The organism is Pseudofrankia coriaricola, assembly GCF_001854805.1.
Classification (GTDB): Bacteria; Actinomycetota; Actinomycetes; order Frankiales; family Frankiaceae; genus Pseudofrankia.
On the sequence record NZ_MBLO01000125.1, the window covers coordinates 163246 to 183002 of the forward strand.

Here is a 19757-nt window from a genome sequence, read left to right on the forward strand (position 1 = left end):
GACGCCGACACCGACACTAGCCCCGTGACCTGCCGATCCTCTCTCGCGTTCCCGACCGGCGACGAGGTGCCCACACCCATAAGGGCCAGGACCTGGGGTTCATGGAGGGCCGGCGTGGAGGAGCTGGCGCAGGCGGGGGCCGTACGCATCGCCACGTTCGTGCCGCACCAGCACAAGATCAGGACCGTGACGCCGGCATGTGCCAGTGAGCGACAGTTAGTGACCTTGGAACGACGAAGCGGGCCCGCACCATCGTGCGAACCCGCAGGTCAGAGCGGAGGCTCGGGGATTTGAACCCCGGAGGGGGTTAATGCCCCCAACCGCATTAGCAGTGCGGCGCCATAGACCGGACTAGGCGAAGCCTCCCAGCGTGCTAGTCAATCATAGCGGTTGGACCGACGGGTGTGGCGGCCGGCCGGGCCGCGGGCACCGTCCCGCGAGATGGATCTGTCAAGTACTTGTGCGGCGGCGGGATGTCTGGCTCGGTGGGATTCGCGGTGGTCCAGACGTACCTTGCGCGGCATGCGAGTGATACTGACCGTCGTTGATCCGGTCCGTGGGGTCAGCAGGGACGTCATGCTGGAGGCGGACGAGGAGGCACCTGTCCGGGAGGTGGGGCGGGCGCTCGCCGGCCGCCTCCGCGCCAGGACGGGCGGCGTCGACGTGTTCGTCGGCGGGCGTGCGGTGGACGGGCGGCTTGGCCTGCGGGAGTCGCCGCTGGTCGACGGCGCCGTGGTCAGCCTGAGGTCGGCGGCGGGGTGCGCCGCGGTGGGCGAGCCGGTCGGGCTGGTCGAAGCGCGGGTCGTCGGCGGGCCGGGCGCCGGTGTGGTGCATCGGCTCGGGCCGGGCGAGTTCCTGATCGGCACCGGGCCGGACTGCGCCGTGACGCTCGACGACCCGACGGTCGCGGGTGTGGCGATGGTGCTCGTCGTCGGGGCGGACGGCTCGTGCGCGGTGCTCCCGGCGGGGGTGGGCGACGGGTTCGGCGAGGTCCTCCTCGACGGGGAGCCGTTGCCCGCGGCCGGACGGCTACTGCCGCTGCCGCTCGTGGCCGAACACGACGAGACCGGCCGCGGTGGTCGCGTGGCTGGCGACGGCGACGGGGGCAGCACCGCCCCGGGCCGCGTCGCCGACCTGGCCAGCGGTCACGACGATGCCGCGCCGCTCCGGCCCGCGCCGATGTTGGCGGTGGGGGCGGTGCTGTTGACCGTGACGGTCGCCGGGCCGCCGGACCTGGCGACCCGGCCGGCCGCGGACGGACACCGGCTCGATGTGAACCGGCCGCCCCGGCTGTCATCGCCGCGGCCCGACGTCCGTTTCCGGCTGCCGCCCGCGCCCGCGCGGCCCGAGCGCCGTCCGGCGCCGATCCTCGGGGCGCTGCTGCCGGCGGTGGGCGCGGGCGTTATGGCGTTCGCCCTGCACATCTACTACCTGCTGCTGCTCGCGCTGCTGGCGCCGCTGGGAATGGTCGCCTCGCATCTGAGCGGCGGCCGGCGAGCCCGCCGGGCGTATCGCCGCGACCTCGCCGAGCACCGGCGCCGGCTCGCCGACATGGAAGGCGAGATCCGGGCGGCGCTGGTCCGGGAGTGCGCCGCGCGCCGCGCCGGCGCGCCGGACCCCGCCGAGGTGCTGCTCACGGCGGTCGGGCCGAGGCGGCGGCTGTGGGAACGGCGCCGCGGCGATCTGGACTACCTGCGCCTGCGGCTCGGCACCGCCGACCTGCCGAGCGAGCTGACCGTCGAGGACCCCGCCGAGCAGCGACCGCACGACGGGCACCGGCCACGGGGGTGGAGCCGGACCGTGCCGGACGTCCCGGTCACGGTGGCGCTCGCGGAGCGCGGCGTGCTCGGCATCGCCGGCCGCGGCGAGCTGCCGCGGGTGGTCGGCTGCTGGCTGCTGGCCCAGGCCGCCGTCCTGCACAGCCCACTGGACCTGGTCGTCTACCTGCTGACCTGGTCGGACGCGGACGGCGCATCGGCCTGGGACTGGTCACGCTGGCTGCCACATGCCCGCCCGCCTGCTGAGGCGGGCGGCCAGGACGCCGTCGTCCGGGTCGGCCTGGACGACGTCAGCAGGGCGCGCCAGATCGGGGAACTGGCCCAGCTGGTCGCCGCGAGGACCGCGAGCCGGGGTGGCCGCCCCGTTGCCCCCTCTTCCCGCGGCGGCACCTCCGCCGGCCTGCCGGGGCACTCGGCCCCCATCCCCGGGGAGCCGGACGTGCTCGTGATCCTCGACGGGGCACGCGCGCTGCGGGCGCTGCCCGGAATGGTGTCGGTACTGCGCGACGGCCCGGCCGTCGGCGTGTATTCGATCTGCCTGGACCGTGACGTCCGGCTACTGCCCGCCGAGTGCCAGGCGGTGGTGGAGCAGGCTCCCGGTGGGCTGCGGGTCAGCCAGGCGGGCGGGGCCGCCGACGTCGACGACGTCCGACCCGACCTCGTCGCGACCGCGGCGGCGCTGGACCCGTCCGGCCAGACGCTCGGCGGGACGGTCTCCGTGCGCGGCGCGGCAGCCTGGTGCGAGCGGGCGGCCCGTGGGCTCGCGGCGCTGCGCGACGTCGGCGGCGGCCGGGAGGAGTCGACGCTGCCCACCGCCGCGCGGCTGCTCGACGTCCTGGATCTCGATCCGCCGACGGCGGCGGCGGTCGCCGCCCGCTGGGCGGCCGCTCCCGGCGGCGGCACCTCGTTCACAGTCGGCGTCGGGCTGAGCGGGCCGTTCACGCTGGACCTGCGGCGGGATGGGCCACACGGGCTGATCGCCGGCACGACCGGCTCGGGAAAGTCGGAGCTGCTGCAGTCGATCGTCGCGTCGCTCGCGGTGGCGAACCGGCCGGACGCGCTCACGTTCGTGCTCGTCGACTACAAGGGCGGAAGCGCGTTCGCGGACTGCGTCGATCTTCCGCACTGCGTGGGCCTCGTCACCGACCTGGACAGCCATCTGGTCGCGCGGGCACTCGCCTCGCTGAACGCGGAGCTGCGTCGCCGCGAGCACGTACTCGCCGACGCCGGCGCGAAGGACCTCGAGGACTACGAGCGCCTGACCGGTCTGTCCCGCCCGGGTGCTTCCGGTGCCGCCGGCCGGCCGCCACGACTACCACCGCCACCACGGCTGGTGATCGTGATCGACGAGTTCGCCTCGCTCGCGAGGGAGCTCCCGGAGTTCGTCGCCGGGCTGGTGAACATCGCGCAGCGCGGCCGGTCGCTCGGCATCCACCTGCTGCTCGCCACCCAACGGCCCGCCGGCGTGGTCTCGCCGGAGATCAGGGCGAACACCAACCTGCGGATCGGGCTGCGGATGACAGACGCCGGCGAGAGCGCCGACGTCCTCGATGCTCCAGACGCCGCGTGGATCGCCCGCTCGACGCCGGGGCGGGCGTTCGCGCGGCTCGGGCACGCGTCACTGGTGACGTTCCAGGCCGGCCGGGTCGGAGGCCGGTCGACGTCGCCGGGCCCGGCGACGGGTGGGGGCAGGGGCAGGGCCGCGCGGGCACCATGGGTGGTCGAGCTGCCCTGGGCCGCGCTGGGCGCGCCGGCTCCCCGCCGGCCGGCGGAGGTGGCGGACGACGGCGCCGTCAGCGATCTGCGGCTGCTCGTCGGCGCGGTGCGCGCCGCGGCCGAGCTGGCCGGTGTGCCCAGGCAACCTGGCCCTTGGCTGCCGCCGATGCCGTCGCTGGTCACGTTGGGCGACCTGCTCGCCAGCGCGGCGCGCCCGCCGGCCGCCCGCGGCACGCAAGGCGGGCGCGGGCGGCTGGCCCCGATCCCGATAGGGCTGTCGGACTTCCCGAACGACCAGGACCAGCGTCCCTACCTGATCGACCTGGACAGGTACGGCCACCTGCTGGTCGTCGGGTCGGCGCGATCCGGCCGGTCGACCGTGCTGCGGACGTTCGCGGGCGCGCTGGCGGCCACCGTGCCGTCGCGCGACGCGCATCTGTTCGGCCTCGACTGCGGCAACAACGCGCTGCTGGCGCTCACCGCGCTGCCGCACACCGGGGCCGTGGTCAGCGCGGACGCGCCCGAGCGGGTGGAGCGGCTGTTCGACCGGCTGCGCGCGGAGGTCGCCGCCCGGCAGGAGGCCTTCGCCAGCCGCGGGTACGCGGACCTCGGCGAGCAGCGGGCAGCCGAGCCGGCCGCCGCGCTGCCCTACCTGGTGCTGCTGCTCGACAGGTTCGAGGGCTTCCTGGCCGCCTTCGAGAACCTCGACGGGGGGCGGTTCGTCGACGAACTGTCGCGGCTGCTGCGCGAAGGCCCGGCGGTCGGCCTGCGGGTGGTGGTCAGCGCCGACCGGCGTGGCCTGACCGGCCGGGTCGCGTCCGCGATCGAGAACCGGCTGGTGCTGCGTCTCGCCGACCGGGGCGACTATCCGCTGGCTGGCCTGGCGGGCTCGGCCGTGCCGGACGGGCTGCCGCCTGGACGCGGGTTCCGGCTCGGCGACGCCGACGAGAACGCCGCGGGGGGCGCCGGCGAAGACGCCACCGACGAAGTCGACGAACCCGAGCGCGACGGCGCGGTGCGGTCACCCGAGGGCGCCCATCCGAACGGGACGGCCGGCGCGGATGAAGGCGGGGGTGGTGGCGGAGCCGGGGGAGCGGTCGGGGGCGCGGCTGGCACGTTCGCTGGGCGGGGCGGCCGGTCCTGGAGGGCCGCGCCGGGTGGGGGCTCGGCGGTCGGCGCGGCACCGGCGGTCGAGACCCAGGTCGCGCTGCTCGCCCCGGACCCGTCTGGCCAGACGCAGGTCGCCGCGCTCGCCCGTATCGGCGCGTGGGCGGCGGCGCGGGACGGTGTGCCGCCCGGCCCGGCGACCGGCCCGCGCACCGACCAGTGCCGGCCGATGCGGATCGACGCCCTGCCATCACGGATCACGCTGGCCGAGACGGCGGCACTCACGGGATCACTGTGGCCGACGCCAGGGCGCGGCGGGCCGTTGACGACGCCGGGATCGCCGGCTCCCGCCGAGGCGGCCGTGACGCCGGCAGGTCCGCCAGGCACGATGGCGGGCACGACAGCGGGTGCGGCGGCGGCATCGCTGGCACCGCCGGCGCCGCTGCTGGGCCTGGTCGGCGTGGGCGGCGACGAGCTGGGCCCGCTGATCGTGGATCTGGCCGAGGACGGCCCCGGCTTCACGGTCGCCGGGCCCGCGCGCTCCGGGCGCAGCACCGCGCTGGTCACCCTGGCGACGACCCTGCTCGCGGGCGGAACCCGGCTGGTCCTGGTCACGCCGCGGCCCTCGCCGCTGCGCGGGCTGGCCGGCGCGCGAGGCGTACTCGGCCCACTGGACGCCGCCGCCGACGCCGGCGACCTGGCCCGGCTGCTGCGATGTGCCGGCCGGGATGACGACGCGCCGACGGTCGTGCTGGTCGACGACGCGGAGCTGCTCGCCGACACGCCGCTGGCCGCCGGGCTCGCCGACTTCCTGCGCCGGGCGCGTGACACCCGGTCCGCGCTGGTCGCCGCCGGGACGACCGAGGATCTGCTCGGCCAGTTCCGCGGGTTCCTGCTCGACATGCGCCGCTCCGGGTGCGGCCTGCTGCTCTGGCCCGGCGGACCGGCGGACGGCGAGGTGCTCGGCCGGCGGCTCTCCCGCTCGGCCGGCGGTGGCCATCCCCCGGGACGGGGGCTGTATATCCGGCGCGGCATGCCGACACCGGTCCAGGCCCAGGTCCCAGTCACGCCCGGCGATGTCCAGTTCGGGGGGTCTCACCCCCGAATCACGGACCCGCCTAGATCACCTAAGCTCGCCCCGCTACCCGCCCCGGGCATCCACCGAGGCGCGGACAGCCGGATCCCCTTTCCCCGCGACGGCGAAGGAGCCGACCCATGAGAACGGTGACGACCCCGGCGGCGCAGGCCGCCGCCCGTGGCCTCGGCGGCGAGCTGCCCGGCCTCGCCGCGATCACGACCGACCTGAGCCGCCACGGCGGCACGCTGGCCGACCCGAGGAACTGGGAGGGCCCCAAGGCCCAGACCTTCCGCACGCAGGTGTGGCCGGAGGTGGAGACCACCCTGACGAACCTGCGGACCAACCTCGACGAGCTCGCCAGATCCATCGCCGAGATCAACCGTCGGATCGCCGACGCGGGCGCCTGAGCCCACGCGGGCAAGCCCTCCTCGACGCCATCCTCACCCCGACGCCCAAGGAGAGATACCCATGTCCGCCTCGGATGGGACCGTCCGGAGCACGCCGGAGGCCGTCGCCGCGGTCGTCGGGCTCGGCACCCTCGTCAACGGGCCGCTGCTGAGAAGTTTCGACGACCTGCGCCGGCACGCGGGCGTGCTCACCGACCCGGAATGCTGGGACGGCCGCACGGCCACCGAGTTCCGCTCGACCGTCTGGCCGGCATACCAGCGCGCGCTCACCGACCTGCACACCCAGCTCGGCCGGCTGCGCACCCGGCTCGGCGAGATTCAGGACGACATCCAGGGCGCCGGCTAGGCCTTCTCCACCGGGTGCGTCTTCCGCGCCGATCTCGCCGATCAGCTGGACAGGGGCCCGGCACACGTCGACACATCCCGCGGGCATCACCAAAACAGCTAAACCACCCCCGGAGACGCGAGGACTTCACGGAAGGTTTCGGAGTGAAAGGGCCGGCTACACGGTTTTCGGATGGGACGGGCGACAACACCTCTTGTCGGCACGCACAACGACGACGCAAAGTGATCAGACGGCGGGAAGGAGGGTCGCGAGTGGCCTTCGGGGGCGTGGGCAGGCGAAGGAACGGCCGGCATGTCCGGCCGGCTGGGCCAGGGGCACCAAACCAATGGCCCAGCGGTGGGGAGGCGTCGAGCCGTTCGGACCCGCCACCGGTCGACGACGCCGCCGAACCCGCGATTCGCCGAGCGGAGCCGCGGCGCGGACCGGGCGGGCGGTCGCTGCTCGCCGCCGGTCTGCTGGCCGCGCTGGCCAGACGGGGCACGTCGACGCTGGCCGCCCGGCACCGCACGGTTGGCGAGGCCCTGCGGCTGGCCGCCGACGTCGACGCCGCGAGTTTCCTCGATCGCGCGACCCGGCTGCTGTCCGCGGGGCTGGCCGCGCAGGACAGGCCCCTGCCGCCGGTGTTCGCGGCGACGCTCACCGACGACGCGTTGATCCTGCACCTCGCGCCGGCGCCACTCGACCCGCCGCCGGCGCCGTGGTGGAAGGGCGGCGCGCCCGGCACATGGCGGATCGAGCGTCCCTCCGGGACGCCGGACGGGCTGCCAGCCGGTGCCGGCGAGACAATCCCGCCCGCCGTCCCGGCGCCGTTCCCCGGCCTCGCGACGATCGGGCACAAAGGGAACAAAGGGAATGGTGCCAGGATCCTCGTCGACATCGAGGGCGCGCCGGGCGTCATCGCGATCGGCGGTGACCAGGCACGCGCCCGGGAGATCGCGATGTCGATCGCCGTCGAGCTGGCCACCAACCGGTGGTCGGACGATCTGCGGATCCACCTGATCGGGTTCCCGGACGACCCGCCGGCGGTCGCGCCGGACCGGCTGCGCGCGGTCGCGACCGTCGGCGAGGCGCTGGCCGAGCTCGCGGCACGCGAGGAGCAGCGGGCCCGCGCGACGGGCGTGCCCTGGGACGGTTCAGACGCGATGGCTGTGCTGCACGGTCGGCGGGAGGCGAGGACGCAGGCGCTGTGGGCGCCGGACCTGCTGGTGCTGGCCAGCCCACCGGACGAGGCCGACACCGCCCGGCTGGCGCGGTTCGCGCGCGGGCGGGGCCAGGCCGTCGGCGTGGTCGTCGTCGGCGAGATGGCGGCGGCCCGCTGGGTGTTCACCGCCAGCCAGGACGGCCGGCTCGCGCTGGGCGTGCTCGGCATCGAGGTCGTGGCGCAACTCCTGCCCGTCGCGCAGCACGCCGCACTCGTCGACCTGTTCCGTTCCCGGAACGACGACTCCCAGAACGACGACTCCCAGGACGACGACTCCCAGGACGTCGGCGTGCCCGACGGGCCGTCGGCCGCGGCCGACGAGGCCGAGCCGTTCCCCCCACCGGTCGTGGGCCAGCAGGACGCCGGCGAGGACAGCGCCGGCCCCGCCCGCCCGGCCGGTCAGACACTCCCGGTCGGGCCGCCCACGGCCGCCAGGCCCGTCGCCCACGGTAGCGGCCCGCGGACCACGTCCGGCACGTTCCTGCCCGCGGAACCGTTCCTGCCGGCGCTGCCCGCCGAGAGCCCACCCGCCGGTCCGTCGGCGTTGCCTGTGGCCGCGGCCGATCCAGGCACGACCGTCCCCTCCCGGCCCGGCGGGCCACCGCCCCGCCCGGCTGATCCCCGCGTTCCGCCTGATCCCCGTGTGTCGCTCGGACCAGGCCCGGCGATGTTGCCGGCGGTGTTGCCCGAGCCGGCCGTGACGGCCCCCGGTCCAGCCGCGGCCGCGCCATCCGGCGCCGGCCAGCCACCGCCGCGCCCGACTGGTCCGCACGACCAACCCAGCTCGGATCCCCCAAGGCCGCCAGCGCCGGGCGTCACCGGTCCGACCGATCCCGACCCACGCTCGACGTCGCCCGATGCGCCGCGCACGCTGCCGAGGGCGGGCGGCCCCACCGCTCCCCCACCGACGGAGCTCCCCGGCTCCCGACCGACCAGATGGCCGCTGTCGGTCCTGGTCCCGACAGCGCGTCATCGCACGCCGCCGACGCCGGACGACGCGCCTCCAGGCGACGCGCCCCCGCCCGGGCCCGGGCGGGGACACCGGGTGGCCGGGCCTCTCGGCCGCGGGGCGGGACCCTCCCCGACGGGGCCGATCTCGCCTCTCCACCTCCCCTACGCGGCCGCCACACCGCCCGCCGAGCTCGCCGACCCGAGGGAGGCGGAGATCCGAGTGCTCGGCCGGCCCACGGTCTATGCGCCAGGACCGGTGGCACGCGACCAGGTCGAGTCGTTGACAGAGCTTCTCATCTACCTGGCCCTGCACCCGGACGGCGCACATCCACGGACACTCTCGGCGGCGCTCCGGCCGGCCAGCGCCAGGAGCACGGCCTCCGGCCGTGCTACTCCTGACTTCGTCACCGCGGCCTCCGTGAGCCGCGCCAGGGACTGGCTCGGGACCGGCCCATCCGGTCATCCCCGGCTGGTCACCGGCGAGGACGGGCGGCTGCGCCTCGGCCAGGACGTCCGCTGTGACTGGTGGGCATTCGCCGCCCACGCCCATCGGGCAGACCAGCCGCCGAGCGCCGCCTCGGGCGGTGCCGGCATCGCGACGGTCGGGAGCGGGGCAGAAGCCGAGCTGGCGGCGGCGCTGGGCCTGGTCACTGGTCCGCTCCTGGCGGACCTCCCAGCTGGCAGATACGGCTGGCTACGGTCGACCGGGCTTGAGGCTGGCCTGCGCGCGGCCGTCGTCGACGTCGCCCACCGCCTCGCCGAGCGCAGTCTGCACGCGGGCGACACCGCGACCGCGATGGCCGCGTGCCGGACCGGGCTTCGCGCCGTCCCGGCCGCCGAGCCCCTCTGGCGGGACCTGCTGCGCACGGTCGCCGCCCGGGGTGACCGCCGTACCCTCGAGGCCGTCGCCGCTGAGATGTACCGGGCACTGCCCGCCGCGACGGCGCCGCGGCCCGGCGTCAGCCTGCCGCGTGGGCGCCGTGCGCAGAACCGTCCGGCCGAGCCCGAGACGAACGCCCTGCTCAAGGCCCTCCTGCCCGGCTACCGCCACCGCGACCGCCGCTGAGCCCGAGCCGGCCCGCGGGCGCGGGCACCTCGGCGTCCGGGCACGATGGACAGTGCACGATGGACCCCGCCCGCCTCGAGCCCTCGCGGCTCGCGCCGCGGCGCCGCCGGACTGGAACTGGAATGGGAAGAGGTACCCGCGTGAACGTGCACCGGCTGCTCGGTACCGCGGACGGCGTCGCGGCGACCGGAGGGCTGGCAGACCGAACGGCGGTGCGGATCGCGGGTGAGGCGATGCGGCGCGGGGAGCTCTGGGCCGCCGCGGCGGCCGTCGCCGACGAGGTCGCCGGGGCCAGGGTCGTGGCGGTGCCCGGATCGGCGAGCCTGCCCACAGTCGTAGGGATCGTCGGCTGCCTGCTCGGCGGCGTCACGGTGGTGCCGGTGCCAGCCGACGCCGGCCCGCGGGAGCGCGCGCACATCCTCACGGACTCCAAAGCCGAGCTGTGGCTCGGCGAGCCGCCCGCCGAAGACGGTGCGGCGGGCGGCAGCGGCCGCGGGCTGTCGGTGGTGCCGGTCGACCCCGCCCGCCGATCCGGCGGCACCTTCCCGGAGCCGGATCCCGCCTCGGCCGCGATGGTCATGTACACATCCGGGACGACCGGGGCACCCAAGGGCGTCGTGACGTCCAGGCGGGCGATCGCCGCCTGTCTGGACGCGCTCACGGACGCCTGGGCGTGGACGCCCGACGACGTGCTCGTCCACGGGCTGCCGCTGTTCCACATACACGGACTGGTGCTCGGGGTTCTCGGCGCGCTGCGAGTCGGTAGCCCGCTGGTTCACACCCGGCGGCCGCGCCCCGCCGACTACGCGGCGGCCGCGGAGCGGCACGGCGGAAGCCTCTACTTCGGCGTGCCGACGGTCTGGTCACGGGTGTGCGACGACCCGGCGGCCGCGGCGTCGCTCGGCCGGGCCCGGCTGCTGGTCTCCGGCAGCGCCCCTCTGCCGGTCCCGGTGGCGCGGCGGCTGCACGAGCTCACCGGGCTGGTGCCCGTCGAACGCTACGGGATGACCGAAAGCCTGATCACGGTGGCGGTTCGCGCCGACGGCGAGCGCCGGCCCGGCTGGGTCGGCCTGCCGCTGCCCACCGTGACGACCCGCCTGGCGCCGATCCCCGACGCCACCGACGCCGCGGACAGCGCCGATGACGCCGGTGCGCCGCTCAGCCCGCACGGCGGTGAGGACGTCGTTGACGTGCCGCGTGACGGCGAGTCCGTCGGTGAGCTGCAGGTCCGCGGCGCGACCCTGTTCGACGGCTACCTGGGCCTCGCGGAGGCGACCGCGGCCAGCTGGACGCCCGACGGCTGGTTCCGGACCGGCGACGCGGCGGTCATCGACCCCGACGGCTGGCACCGGATCGTCGGTCGGACCTCCGTCGACCTCATCAAGAGCGGCGGGTACCGGATCGGGGCCGGCGAGGTCGAGGCGGCGCTGCTCGCGCATCCCGCGATCACCGAGGCCGCCGTCATCGGCGTCGCGGACGCCGACCTGGGCCAGCGCATCGTCGCCTACGTCGTCGGCGACGGCACGGCGCCGGTCGACCCGGAGGCCGTGTCCGCGTTCGTCGCCGAGCAGCTGTCGGTCCACAAGCGCCCCCGCGAGGTCCGTGTCGTCGACGGCCTCCCGCGCAACGCCATGGGGAAGGTCCAGAAAAAGATCCTGGCCAGCTCCTGAGACCGCGACGCCGTGGGCAGAGGATTGGCCAAGTAGATCGAACCGCTCGCGCCACTGTCCCGGCGAGTCGCCGTCCCCGCCCGGCCCGACCGCTGGCGTCTCCTCACGCTCCCGGCTGCGCGGCCTGAGAGGCTGGCAGTCGTACGGCAAGCTCGGACCGCGTCCGGACGTCGCCGGCCGGGGCTACGAGACTGGTGTCCGGGATGGGAGTCCGGGCGCCCCTCACCAGCAGCCACACGCCGGTTGCGATCTCGAAGACGAACATCGGCAGCCACATGATGATCGAAGCGCCCTCGGTCGTGGTTCGGCTGGCGGCGGTCTCCAGCGGTACCCCGACGACCAGGATGAGCGAGGCCCCCACGCCGAGCGCGGCCAGCGGGACGGGAATCGAGCGGGCCCTGAGCAGCAGGTACGCGAACAGCGTGCTGCCCACCGCGAAGAAGGCGGCTCCGACGTTGGTGCTCCACGACGCCACGTCGGCCACGACAGCGCCCAGCTCCTGTTCACCGGCGGTCGGCGCCTGGCTGAGCGACAGCAGGATCAGCACGCTAAGGATCTTGACGGCGTAGAGCGCCGCCTCCACCACGCGGCAGGCAAGTGCCAGGATCGCCAGGTTCTCGTCCTGCCGTTTGGTCAGGGCATAGAGCATGGCCGCGAGCGCCAGCGTGCCCACGCCGGCGACCATGAGCAGCACCGTGCTGGCCCGGATGCTGACCGTGTTGTCGGCGACGGTGCGGAACGTGTCGGCGATGTCGTCAGCGCCGCTGACGCCGCCCTGAAGGACCGAGCTGGCCAGGACGGCGGCGATGACGATCAGGAACAGGGCGCCGGCGAGGCGGGCGACGTGCCGGTTGGACATCATCGAGTCCTCCATCGAGATCCGTGACAGCGAACGCAACGCCAGCTGGCCGATCTGGCTCGCCGGGGAACCCACCTGGCGAGTCCCGCGAGCTGCGATGGTTCGTGGCGTGGTCGGGCCGCGGGAGCGTTACGCGTCGACCGTGCCGGATGCCGGTTGAGTCGCGGTTGTGGACCGGACGAAGGAACGTTGAGTCGTGCCGCGCGCCGAGACCTCGGCGGCGCGCGGCGTCACCGGGACGTCCCGGTGAGGTCCCCGTGGACGTCGCCGCACCGCGCCATCAGTCGGGTCATCCGTCGCGCTGTGCGCGGCGCTCGCGCTCATTGTCGCCCTGGTCGCCGGGATCCTCGCCCGGCTCGCTGGCGCGCACCTGGCCACCGCGGTGCCGCGCGGCGGGACCGCGTTCGCCGGCGCGCTGGGCCTGCACGGTCCCACTGACCGGCCCCTGGCCCGGTCAGTGCGGGGCCGGGCCGGCCGGCGGCGCGTCGGCGGCGCGCAGCCAGGCGACGGCGCGGTCGCGCAGGTTGGCGACGCCCTTGTACTCGGCGATGTCGTCGGGCAGGTGAGCAAGAACGTCGGCGGTGCGACGACGCCAGGGCTCGACGGTCGCGAGCTGCTCGAACGAGAGCAGGTAGGTGCGGATCAGGAACATGACCGCTCCGGAGTCCGGGAGCCGAACGAGGTGCTGCACCTCGACCCGCAGGTGGAGCAGCCGCCCGAACGACCCGTCGTCGGCCCGCCGCATCCGCGCCCGGTCCGGAGCCCAGTCGGGATAGCGCTCGAGGGAGACGTCGAGCCGCCGGCCGACGTTCACTCCCCAGTTGGTCCGGCGGTAGGGCTGGTGCGGCTGAAGTCGCCTGATGAACTCCTGTGCGCGGGTAATGACGCCTTCGGAATGGATACGCGGGACCGGGCCGTGGATCTCTAGAAAACTCATGCCCAGGTCGAACCCGAAGCTCCAGGCGGACGCGAAGGTCACGACGCCGGCATCGACCCAGAGCTGGCCCGCCCGCGCGTCGAGCAGAACGATGTCCTCCTGAACCTGGTTCGCGACCCAGTGCAGCGGCCCGCCGGGCAGCGTCGCGTCATCGCCGTAGACGAAGTCCGCCTCGACGCCGAGCCGGCGGTTCTCCCAGCGCCAGCGGTTGATGCCCGTCCGGGTGAGGAGCATGTCGGCCGGGTAGCTCGCGGCCAGCTCGCGCAGAAGGGTGAGGGTGGCGTCCCACGCCGCCGTGCGCATGTGTGTCGGGACCGCGTGCCGCGTCGGGTCCTGAGCGAGAATCCGGGCGCGTTCCTGGAGCTCACGGTGGTATTCGCCGTCGATGTCGACGACCGCCGCGCCCCACCGGCCGGCCGCGGTATGGACCGGCACGCCGGCGGGCTCGACGTTGGTGCTGTACCGGAAACGCTCGTCGGTGAAGGGAAAAGGGAAGCCGCGAAGCAGCGACGACGATTCCGGGGCGCTCATCAGAGCGGAACCTCCAGGCCGGACCCGTCCGCTCGGGAGACGCAGGGCATGACCCAGGCGCCGGTGGATCTCTCCTCCTCGGACAGGAACAGGTCGCGGTGCAGCGGACGCCCGGCGGTGACCGGAATCCGGCACTCACCGCATACGCCCTGCCGGCAGCGGCTCGCGACATCGAGGCCGGCGTCTTCGAGCGCCGCGAGCAGGCTGGTACCGCTGGGGACCGTCAACGTCCCGCCAGTCCTGGTGAGGACGACGTCGAAGGAATCACCAGGATCGAGGGCGACCGTGCCGAACCGCTCGGTATGGATCCTCGACGCCGGCCAACCGAGGGCGGCGGCGGTGCCGACCACCCGCTCGGTCAACGCGGCCGGGCCGCAGACGTACAGATGCGTTCCCAGCGGCTGGTCGGCCAGCGCTTCCTCGACCCGGGTGGAGAACGCGCGGCGGTCCGTGAAGAGCTCGGCACGGCCGTCAGAAAGCTCGACGACGTCGTCGGCGTGGGCGCCACGCCCGGCACGGTAGGTGTAAAGGACCCGCACGTCGTGGCCACGCCGACGGGCGGCCCGTAGATGCGAGACGATCGGCGTCACCCCGATGCCACCCGCGACCAGCAGGTGCCGACGGGCTCGCGCAACCGGTGGAAACGCGCTTCGCGGTAGGCGGGCCGCCACTCGGTCGTCCGGCGCGAGACGCTCGTGTATCCAGCGCGATCCACCGAAGCCGTTCTCCACCAGAAGCACCGAGACGGCGTATTCCCTGGGGCAAAAGCCGTCGGAGGTGAGGCTGTAGGCGTTTACCCGGCCACCGCAGTCCAGCAGAAGGTGGCTGCCTGGGACGAAGCCCGGCAGCTCGCGCCCGTCGGGCGCGGCCAGCCGGATGCTCCGGACTCCCGGCACCGGCTCGTCGACAGCGGCGACGACCAGTTCGAGATCCACTCCGAGGCTCATTCGGCGCTCACGGTGCTCATTCGGCGATGGCCCCGGCGTCCCCCTGGAATCCCAGGAACCGGCCGAGCCGGCGTGACACGTGGTAGTAGACGAGCAGGTCACGTCCACAGCCCGGGCAGCCGACGACGTCGCCGATCGCGGCCTCGGCCGACGCGACGCCGCCGCAGTGGACACACGCCACCTCGACCGGTCCGCTCCCAGTCGGGGCGACGTACAGCTCGTCGTCCTCGAGACCGGCCGCGATCGCCGTTGCCCGCAGGGTAAGGCAGCTGCCGACGGAACCCGCCACGCGCACCCGAACGCCGACCCGCGCCTCGGCCAGGGCCGCCGCGAGCTGTTCGCACGCCGTCCCCACGTCGTCGGCGCACAGCACCAGCGGGCTGGGACGGCCAGCGCGCCGGGTGAGCTCATCCCGCCAGGACGCCAGAACGTCCGTCGCCCCCGGGCCCACGCCCACCAGAACGTACGTGGCGCCGCTGGCATCGGCGGGCGGAGACGCCGGGGTTCCCGGACGCGCCCACGGCGGCACGCTCGTATGAGCCAGGCTCGGCACCGACCAACAGTAGGCCGACGCCGCGAGCCGCGTCGGCGACGGCCGCCTCGGCGACCTCGACTCAGCCCGCCTCGACTCAGCGGCCTCGACTCACGCGATGTCCGCACGACCGCGTCGGAGCACGTCCTCTCACTCGCCAGTAGGAACATGTCCCACCCACCCGCCGATAAATAAGCTATGGCTTATATAGTCGAGTCATGAACACCATCGACCCCGTCGCGACGGCCGGGCTTGTGGCCCGCGAGATCCGCAGCGGCTCCCGGAACGGGATGCCAACGAAGATCGCCGTGGCCCACCGGACGTATCGCACCGACCAGACCGATCTCTGGGACGCCCTGACCAACGTCGACCGCATCCCCCGCTGGTTCCTGCCGGTCAGCGGCGATCTGGCGCTAGGTGGCCGCTACCAGCTCGAGGGCAACGCCGGCGGCATCGTCGAGCGCTGCGAGGAGCCCGAGTCGTTCGCCGTGACCTGGGAGTTCGGCGGCATGGTGTCGTGGCTGGACATCACCCTCACGCCGGCTGGCGATGGCACCACCCTCGAGTTGGTTCACGAGTCACCCGTCGACCCCGAATTCTGGAACCAGTTCGGCCCCGGCGCGGTCGGCGTCGGCTGGGACCTGGCTCTGATGGGTCTCGGTCTGCACCTCGACAGCGGAATGCCGGTCGACCCGGCCGAGGGGGCCGCCTTCGCCACGACGCCGGACGGTGTCGAGTTCGTGCGGCGCTCGGCGGCGGGCTGGGCCGACGCCGCGGTCGGCGACGGCGACGAGCCGGGGCCGGCGCATGAGGCCGCCGCGCGCACCGTGACCTTCTACACCGTCGTCCCCGACGATGCCGCTCCCACGGATGCCGCTCCCACGGATGCCGCGCCCGAGACGGGCGAGGACGAGAGCGCCGGGAGCTAGGTGGACGGTGTCTTCGAGGCGCTTGGCGAACCGGTCCGCCGGCAGATCCTGGAGTTCCTCGCCACCGGCGAGCAGCCGGTGGGGACGGTCGTCGCCGCGCTGCGAGCGCGGACGCCGATCTCGCAGCCCGCCGTCTCGCAGCACCTCAAGGTGCTGCGCGCGGCCGGGCTGGTGACCGTGCGGGCCGAGGGCACCCACAGGTACTACGCCCTCGACCAGGCCGGCCTCGACGCCGCGCGGGACTGGCTGGCCGCCCTGTCCGCCGACCCGCTGGCGCCGTTCGCCCAGCCGCTCGACGCCCTGGCCACCGAGGTCGCCCGCGGCCGCCGCGGCCGCCAGGCCAGCCCCGTCAGCGAGGCGGAGGCATCGGGACGGCAGCGCGGCCAGTCCGCGTGAGGCGCCTTCCTCAGTACGTGGGGTGCCACCCGAGCCGGACAGCCTCGGCTCGGCCGTGCCCCGGCGGTGCTCCGGCGGTGCCCGGTGCTCGCCCGGCTCAGCGGGCGGCGGCTCGCGTCTCGAGGAACTGGCGTAGTTGACCGACGGTGGCGAAGGAGCCGAGCCTGTCGTCCGGGATGTCGATCTCGAACTCGTTCTCGACGGCGAACATGAGATTGATATGCGCCAGCGAGTCCCAGGCGGGGATGTCGGCGGCGGTCGTGTCGTCGGTGACGACGAGGGCGTCGTCACCGAAGATCTCCCGGAAGACCTGCTGGAGTCGATCGTCCATGGTCAGCTCGCGGTCCCTTCGAGTTCCCGGTCGGTTCGGGTGATCTGGATGAGGCCGGGCGGGCTACCGGCGCCGTCGACGGCAAGCAGCCACGAGGTCGCGCCGGAGTGACGTTCGGGCAGGCCGCCATCGGAGCGACGTCTGTCCGAACGAAGCCCGTCCGCACCCACGCCGTCCGCACCAGCACCGCCCGAACGAACTCCGTTGGAGGAAGCCGGCTCGGCGAGGGCGAATCCAAGGCGGGCGAACAGGTCGGCGACCAGCCCGTTCTTGGCCGTCGGTACGTGGTGCCCACGCAGGTAGCGGCAGCCGCGACGGCGCGCCTCCGCAACGAGAAGCCCGGCTGTCTCGTCCTCCAGCGTCCGGCCGATCACTCGGCAGCTCATCAGCCAGGTGTCGATGTCGAGCACGTCGTGCTCCTGGCTGGCGATCGCGACGGCGACCAGACCGTGGTCGGCGAACTGGTCGGTGAGCCGGACGCAGAGCACCGCGGTGCGCGGGTCGGCGGCGAGCTCGGCGAGCTCGGCCTGGCTCCGGCGCCGGCCGGTGAGGTTGAACTGGTTGGTCTTGGCGACCAGCTGCGCGACCCGCGGCAGGGTGACCTCGTCGAGGGGGACGACGGTGGCGACCATGGCGAGGCTTCGGTGGAAGTCCTCCAGCGACGTGGCGTCGGCGGCGAGCTGGGCGGCCTGGGCGCGGGCGCGGTACTGCGCGGCGCGGTCCGCGTCCTCCGCGGTGAGGGCCGGGGTCTCGAAGAACGGATAGGACGCCAGCGCCCGCACGTAGCCGTGCGGGTCGGATGGCAGGTCGATCACGTCGACCTCACCGACCAGCTGGCGCACCACTTCCCGTTCCGCGGGGTTGTCGTCGACGAAGACCAGCGAGTCGAGGCCGATGCCGAGCGTGCTCGCGATCTGGCGGATCTGCGCCGGCTTGTCCGCCCACGACGCGGAGAACATCGCGATGTCGTCGAGCCGGAGCCGCATCGCCGGATGACGTTCGAACACCTCGCGCGCGTCGGCGTCGTTGTTCTTCGAGCAGACCGCGAGGATGACGCCCTTGGCCTTCAGTTCCAGGATGTGGTCCTGAAATGCGGTGAACGCCTCACCGGCGGGGCCGTCGCCCAAGGCGATGCCGCCGAGGCCCTCCTCGCCCAGCACGCCGCCCCACAGCGTGTTGTCCAGGTCGAGCACCAGGCACTTGCGACTGGCGCCGAGCTGGGCGCCGAGCACGGCGGCGGTGTGCCGGGCAAGCAGCGGCACGCAACCGAGCGACACCGCCTGCTTGGCCCGGTGCCAGTAGCGGGCGTCGAACCACCGCCGCTTGCCGACCTCGGCGGCGAGCCGGTCGCAGTCGACCAGCGCCACGCGGCTGCCGGCCGCCCGCCCGAGCGCGGCGTTCACCGCGGCGAGCATCGTGGCCCGGCAGCCCGGAGTGCTCGCGGCCAGGTGCCCCAGCGCGACGTCCGGCGGGACGGCGAACAGGTGCTGCACGACCCGGGCGCCGGTCCGGTCGACGAGCAGGTCCCACAGCGACGTCCAGCGGGCGGCCTCCGCCGCCACGTCCGCGGCCGGGTCCTGGCTCATCGCCGGCAGCTGGGCCTCGCCGGCGTGCACCGCGAGGACGACGACGTCCGGGCCGAACCGGTACAGCCCGCTCGACGGGTCGAGGATCTCCTGGCGATACTGCCCGTAGCCGCACTCGTAGACCTCGACCGCGACTCCCGCTCGCGCCGCCGCCACCGGCAGCAGCGCCGAGAGCTGCGACGTCGTGTAGCTGCCGAGCACGGCCACCCGCGCCTTGCGGGAAAGCGACCCCGCCCTCGGCAGGCAGCGTGCGACGACGCCGGCGGCGGCCGACCAGGCGGCCAGATCGTCGCCCGCGTCGGTCGCGGCCAGCGCCCACCGCACCGCGCCGGCGGCGTCGCCCGCCTGTTCGGCCGCCCGCGCCCGGTCGAGACCGGTCCGCATCGCGGCGGCCCCAGCATCCCGGCCGTCGTCCTGTCCCGTGCTCATGTAGCCCGCTTCATCACCCGGGCGGGCGCCGCGAACACGGTCGCACCAGCCGGGACGTCGACGGTCACGATCGAGTTCGGCCCGATCCTGACGTCGTCCCCGATCGCGATGGGGCCGAGCAGGTGCGAACCGGGGCCGATCTCCACCCTGGCGCCGATCGCCGGCACGGCGTCCCGGGGTGCCTGGCCGGAGGCGAACCCGATCGTGACGTTGTGCCGGATGAGGCAGTCGTCACCCACCACACAGAACGCGGGAATCTGGACCGCCTGGTGATGCCCGATCCGGACCCGCCGGCCGATGACCGCCTCGTCGGCGATCTCCACCCCGTACAGGCTACGGATCACAAGTTCGTTGACAAGTTTGTAGATGATGCCGACCGGCGACCGAAGCCGCACGGGTGCCGTGAGCCGCCAGTGGCCCACCCGGTACGCGACCAGCGCGTGCAGGCCGGGATGGACGAAGGAACGGCCATGATTGATCCAGTCCTCCCGGATCAGGGCCCCAAGGCTCGGGCCCGCGGCGGGCCCCGGTTCGGGCGCACCGGTTCCATCGACGGCTGCCACGGTGAACCTGCCACGACCTGTCTGTCTGCCCATCCAGCCGGACCCTCCGCGCCGCCTCCACCTTTTTCCAACCATACAGTTACGTAACAGTAGGGTCAGCGCAAGACGGGCCCGGTGGCCTCGCGCTCAGACCACACCCGCGCGCCTGGCTCCACGCGGCCGCCGCGGCGGCCGGCCGCCCAACGCCGCGCGTCGTCGCCGGGTTACCAGTGGCCGTCCGGTTGTGGATCCGGCGAAATCACGACCACGACAACACGCTCGTGGCGATCATGAGCGACCGCGGCTCGCTCGCCCTAGGCCCACGCGGCCGTGACCGCCGTGACTGTTGTGACGGCGGTCATGGCCGTGACGGTCGTGACGGCCGTGACGGCCGCAATAGGCGCGACGGGCGCCTCGC

14 protein-coding genes and 1 tRNA gene are annotated in these 19757 nt (G+C 74.3%); 7 read left to right on the forward strand and 8 right to left on the reverse strand.

Translation table 11 applies throughout. The features are described 5' to 3' along the window. Nucleotides 1–275: 275 nt before the first annotated feature. Nucleotides 276–366 (reverse strand) — tRNA-Ser (locus tag BCD48_RS18635). A gap of 156 nt (nucleotides 367–522) precedes the next feature. Between BCD48_RS18635 and BCD48_RS18640 the strand changes: the two genes are divergently transcribed. The 5 genes from BCD48_RS18640 (at nucleotide 523) to BCD48_RS18660 (ending at nucleotide 11320) form a co-directional block, all read left to right on the forward strand. Next, nucleotides 523–5820, forward strand: coding sequence for an FtsK/SpoIIIE domain-containing protein (locus BCD48_RS18640; protein WP_083418848.1), 5298 nt, complete (start codon nucleotides 523–525; stop codon nucleotides 5818–5820). Beyond that, nucleotides 5817–6086, forward strand: coding sequence for a pyrophosphorylase (locus tag BCD48_RS18645; protein ID WP_071049689.1), 270 nt, complete (start codon nucleotides 5817–5819; stop codon nucleotides 6084–6086). Before BCD48_RS18640 ends, BCD48_RS18645 begins: the two co-directional genes overlap by 4 nt. Before the next feature lie 61 nt (nucleotides 6087–6147). Further along, on the forward strand, nucleotides 6148–6432 hold the full coding sequence (locus BCD48_RS18650; protein ID WP_071049690.1) for a hypothetical protein: 285 nt from the start codon (nucleotides 6148–6150) through the stop codon (nucleotides 6430–6432). Nucleotides 6433–6683: 251 nt separating this feature from the next. Beyond that, nucleotides 6684–9650: an AfsR/SARP family transcriptional regulator gene (locus BCD48_RS18655; RefSeq protein WP_071049691.1), complete on the forward strand. Its 2967-nt coding sequence runs from the start codon at nucleotides 6684–6686 to the stop codon at nucleotides 9648–9650. Nucleotides 9651–9790: 140 nt separating this feature from the next. Beyond that, the gene (locus BCD48_RS18660) at nucleotides 9791–11320 is read left to right on the forward strand and encodes an acyl-CoA synthetase (RefSeq protein ID WP_083418849.1); all 1530 of its coding nucleotides are present in this window, start codon (nucleotides 9791–9793) and stop codon (nucleotides 11318–11320) included. A gap of 103 nt (nucleotides 11321–11423) precedes the next feature. On the opposite strand, the gene BCD48_RS18665 is transcribed toward BCD48_RS18660, so the two are convergent. The 4 genes from BCD48_RS18665 to BCD48_RS18680 form a co-directional block, all read right to left on the reverse strand. Beyond that, a complete protein-coding gene (locus BCD48_RS18665) occupies nucleotides 11424–12254 on the reverse strand; it encodes a DUF4386 domain-containing protein (protein ID WP_198543301.1) in 831 nt (276 codons plus the stop codon). 379 nt (nucleotides 12255–12633) lie between these two features. Further along, on the reverse strand, nucleotides 12634–13647 hold the full coding sequence (locus BCD48_RS18670) for a heme-dependent oxidative N-demethylase family protein (protein ID WP_071049692.1): 1014 nt from the start codon (nucleotides 13645–13647) through the stop codon (nucleotides 12634–12636). Beyond that, nucleotides 13647–14594, reverse strand: a complete 948-nt coding sequence (locus tag BCD48_RS18675) for a PDR/VanB family oxidoreductase (RefSeq protein ID WP_071049693.1) — start codon at nucleotides 14592–14594, stop codon at nucleotides 13647–13649. Before BCD48_RS18675 ends, BCD48_RS18670 begins: the two co-directional genes overlap by 1 nt. A gap of 16 nt (nucleotides 14595–14610) precedes the next feature. Further along, the gene (locus tag BCD48_RS18680; protein ID WP_241841837.1) at nucleotides 14611–15051 is read right to left on the reverse strand and encodes a dimethylamine monooxygenase subunit DmmA family protein; all 441 of its coding nucleotides are present in this window, start codon (nucleotides 15049–15051) and stop codon (nucleotides 14611–14613) included. A gap of 293 nt (nucleotides 15052–15344) precedes the next feature. On the opposite strand from BCD48_RS18680, the gene BCD48_RS18685 reads away from it, so the two are divergent. Next, nucleotides 15345–16055, forward strand: coding sequence for an SRPBCC family protein (locus BCD48_RS18685; protein ID WP_071049695.1), 711 nt, complete (start codon nucleotides 15345–15347; stop codon nucleotides 16053–16055). Beyond that, the gene (locus BCD48_RS18690; protein ID WP_071049696.1) at nucleotides 16056–16451 is read left to right on the forward strand and encodes an ArsR/SmtB family transcription factor; all 396 of its coding nucleotides are present in this window, start codon (nucleotides 16056–16058) and stop codon (nucleotides 16449–16451) included. A 97-nt stretch (nucleotides 16452–16548) separates the two neighbouring features. Here BCD48_RS18690 and BCD48_RS18695 read toward each other — a convergent pair whose 3' ends face one another. From BCD48_RS18695 to BCD48_RS18705, 3 genes are read right to left on the reverse strand one after another with little or no spacing between them, the layout of a single operon-like run. Continuing rightward, nucleotides 16549–16782 (reverse strand): acyl carrier protein, encoded by a 234-nt coding sequence (locus BCD48_RS18695; protein ID WP_071049697.1) that lies wholly within the window; start codon nucleotides 16780–16782, stop codon nucleotides 16549–16551. Nucleotides 16783–16784: 2 nt separating this feature from the next. Beyond that, a complete protein-coding gene (locus BCD48_RS18700) occupies nucleotides 16785–18797 on the reverse strand; it encodes an HAD-IIIC family phosphatase (protein WP_083418850.1) in 2013 nt (670 codons plus the stop codon). After that, nucleotides 18794–19360: a serine O-acetyltransferase gene (locus tag BCD48_RS18705; RefSeq protein ID WP_071049698.1), complete on the reverse strand. Its 567-nt coding sequence runs from the start codon at nucleotides 19358–19360 to the stop codon at nucleotides 18794–18796. The genes BCD48_RS18700 and BCD48_RS18705 overlap by 4 nt, the downstream gene beginning before the upstream one ends. Nucleotides 19361–19757 lie beyond the last annotated feature (397 nt).

Coding starts and splice junctions, on each gene's coding strand:
- BCD48_RS18640 (WP_083418848.1), top strand. CDS start 523: ATGCGAGTGATACTGACCGTCGTTGATCCGGTCCGTGGGGTCAGCAGG.
- BCD48_RS18645 (WP_071049689.1), top strand. CDS start 5,817: ATGAGAACGGTGACGACCCCGGCGGCGCAGGCCGCCGCCCGTGGCCTC.
- BCD48_RS18650 (WP_071049690.1), top strand. CDS start 6,148: ATGTCCGCCTCGGATGGGACCGTCCGGAGCACGCCGGAGGCCGTCGCC.
- BCD48_RS18670 (WP_071049692.1), bottom strand. CDS start 13,647: ATGAGCGCCCCGGAATCGTCGTCGCTGCTTCGCGGCTTCCCTTTTCCC.
- BCD48_RS18675 (WP_071049693.1), bottom strand. CDS start 14,594: ATGAGCCTCGGAGTGGATCTCGAACTGGTCGTCGCCGCTGTCGACGAG.
- BCD48_RS18685 (WP_071049695.1), top strand. CDS start 15,345: ATGAACACCATCGACCCCGTCGCGACGGCCGGGCTTGTGGCCCGCGAG.
- BCD48_RS18695 (WP_071049697.1), bottom strand. CDS start 16,782: ATGGACGATCGACTCCAGCAGGTCTTCCGGGAGATCTTCGGTGACGAC.
- BCD48_RS18700 (WP_083418850.1), bottom strand. CDS start 18,797: ATGAGCACGGGACAGGACGACGGCCGGGATGCTGGGGCCGCCGCGATG.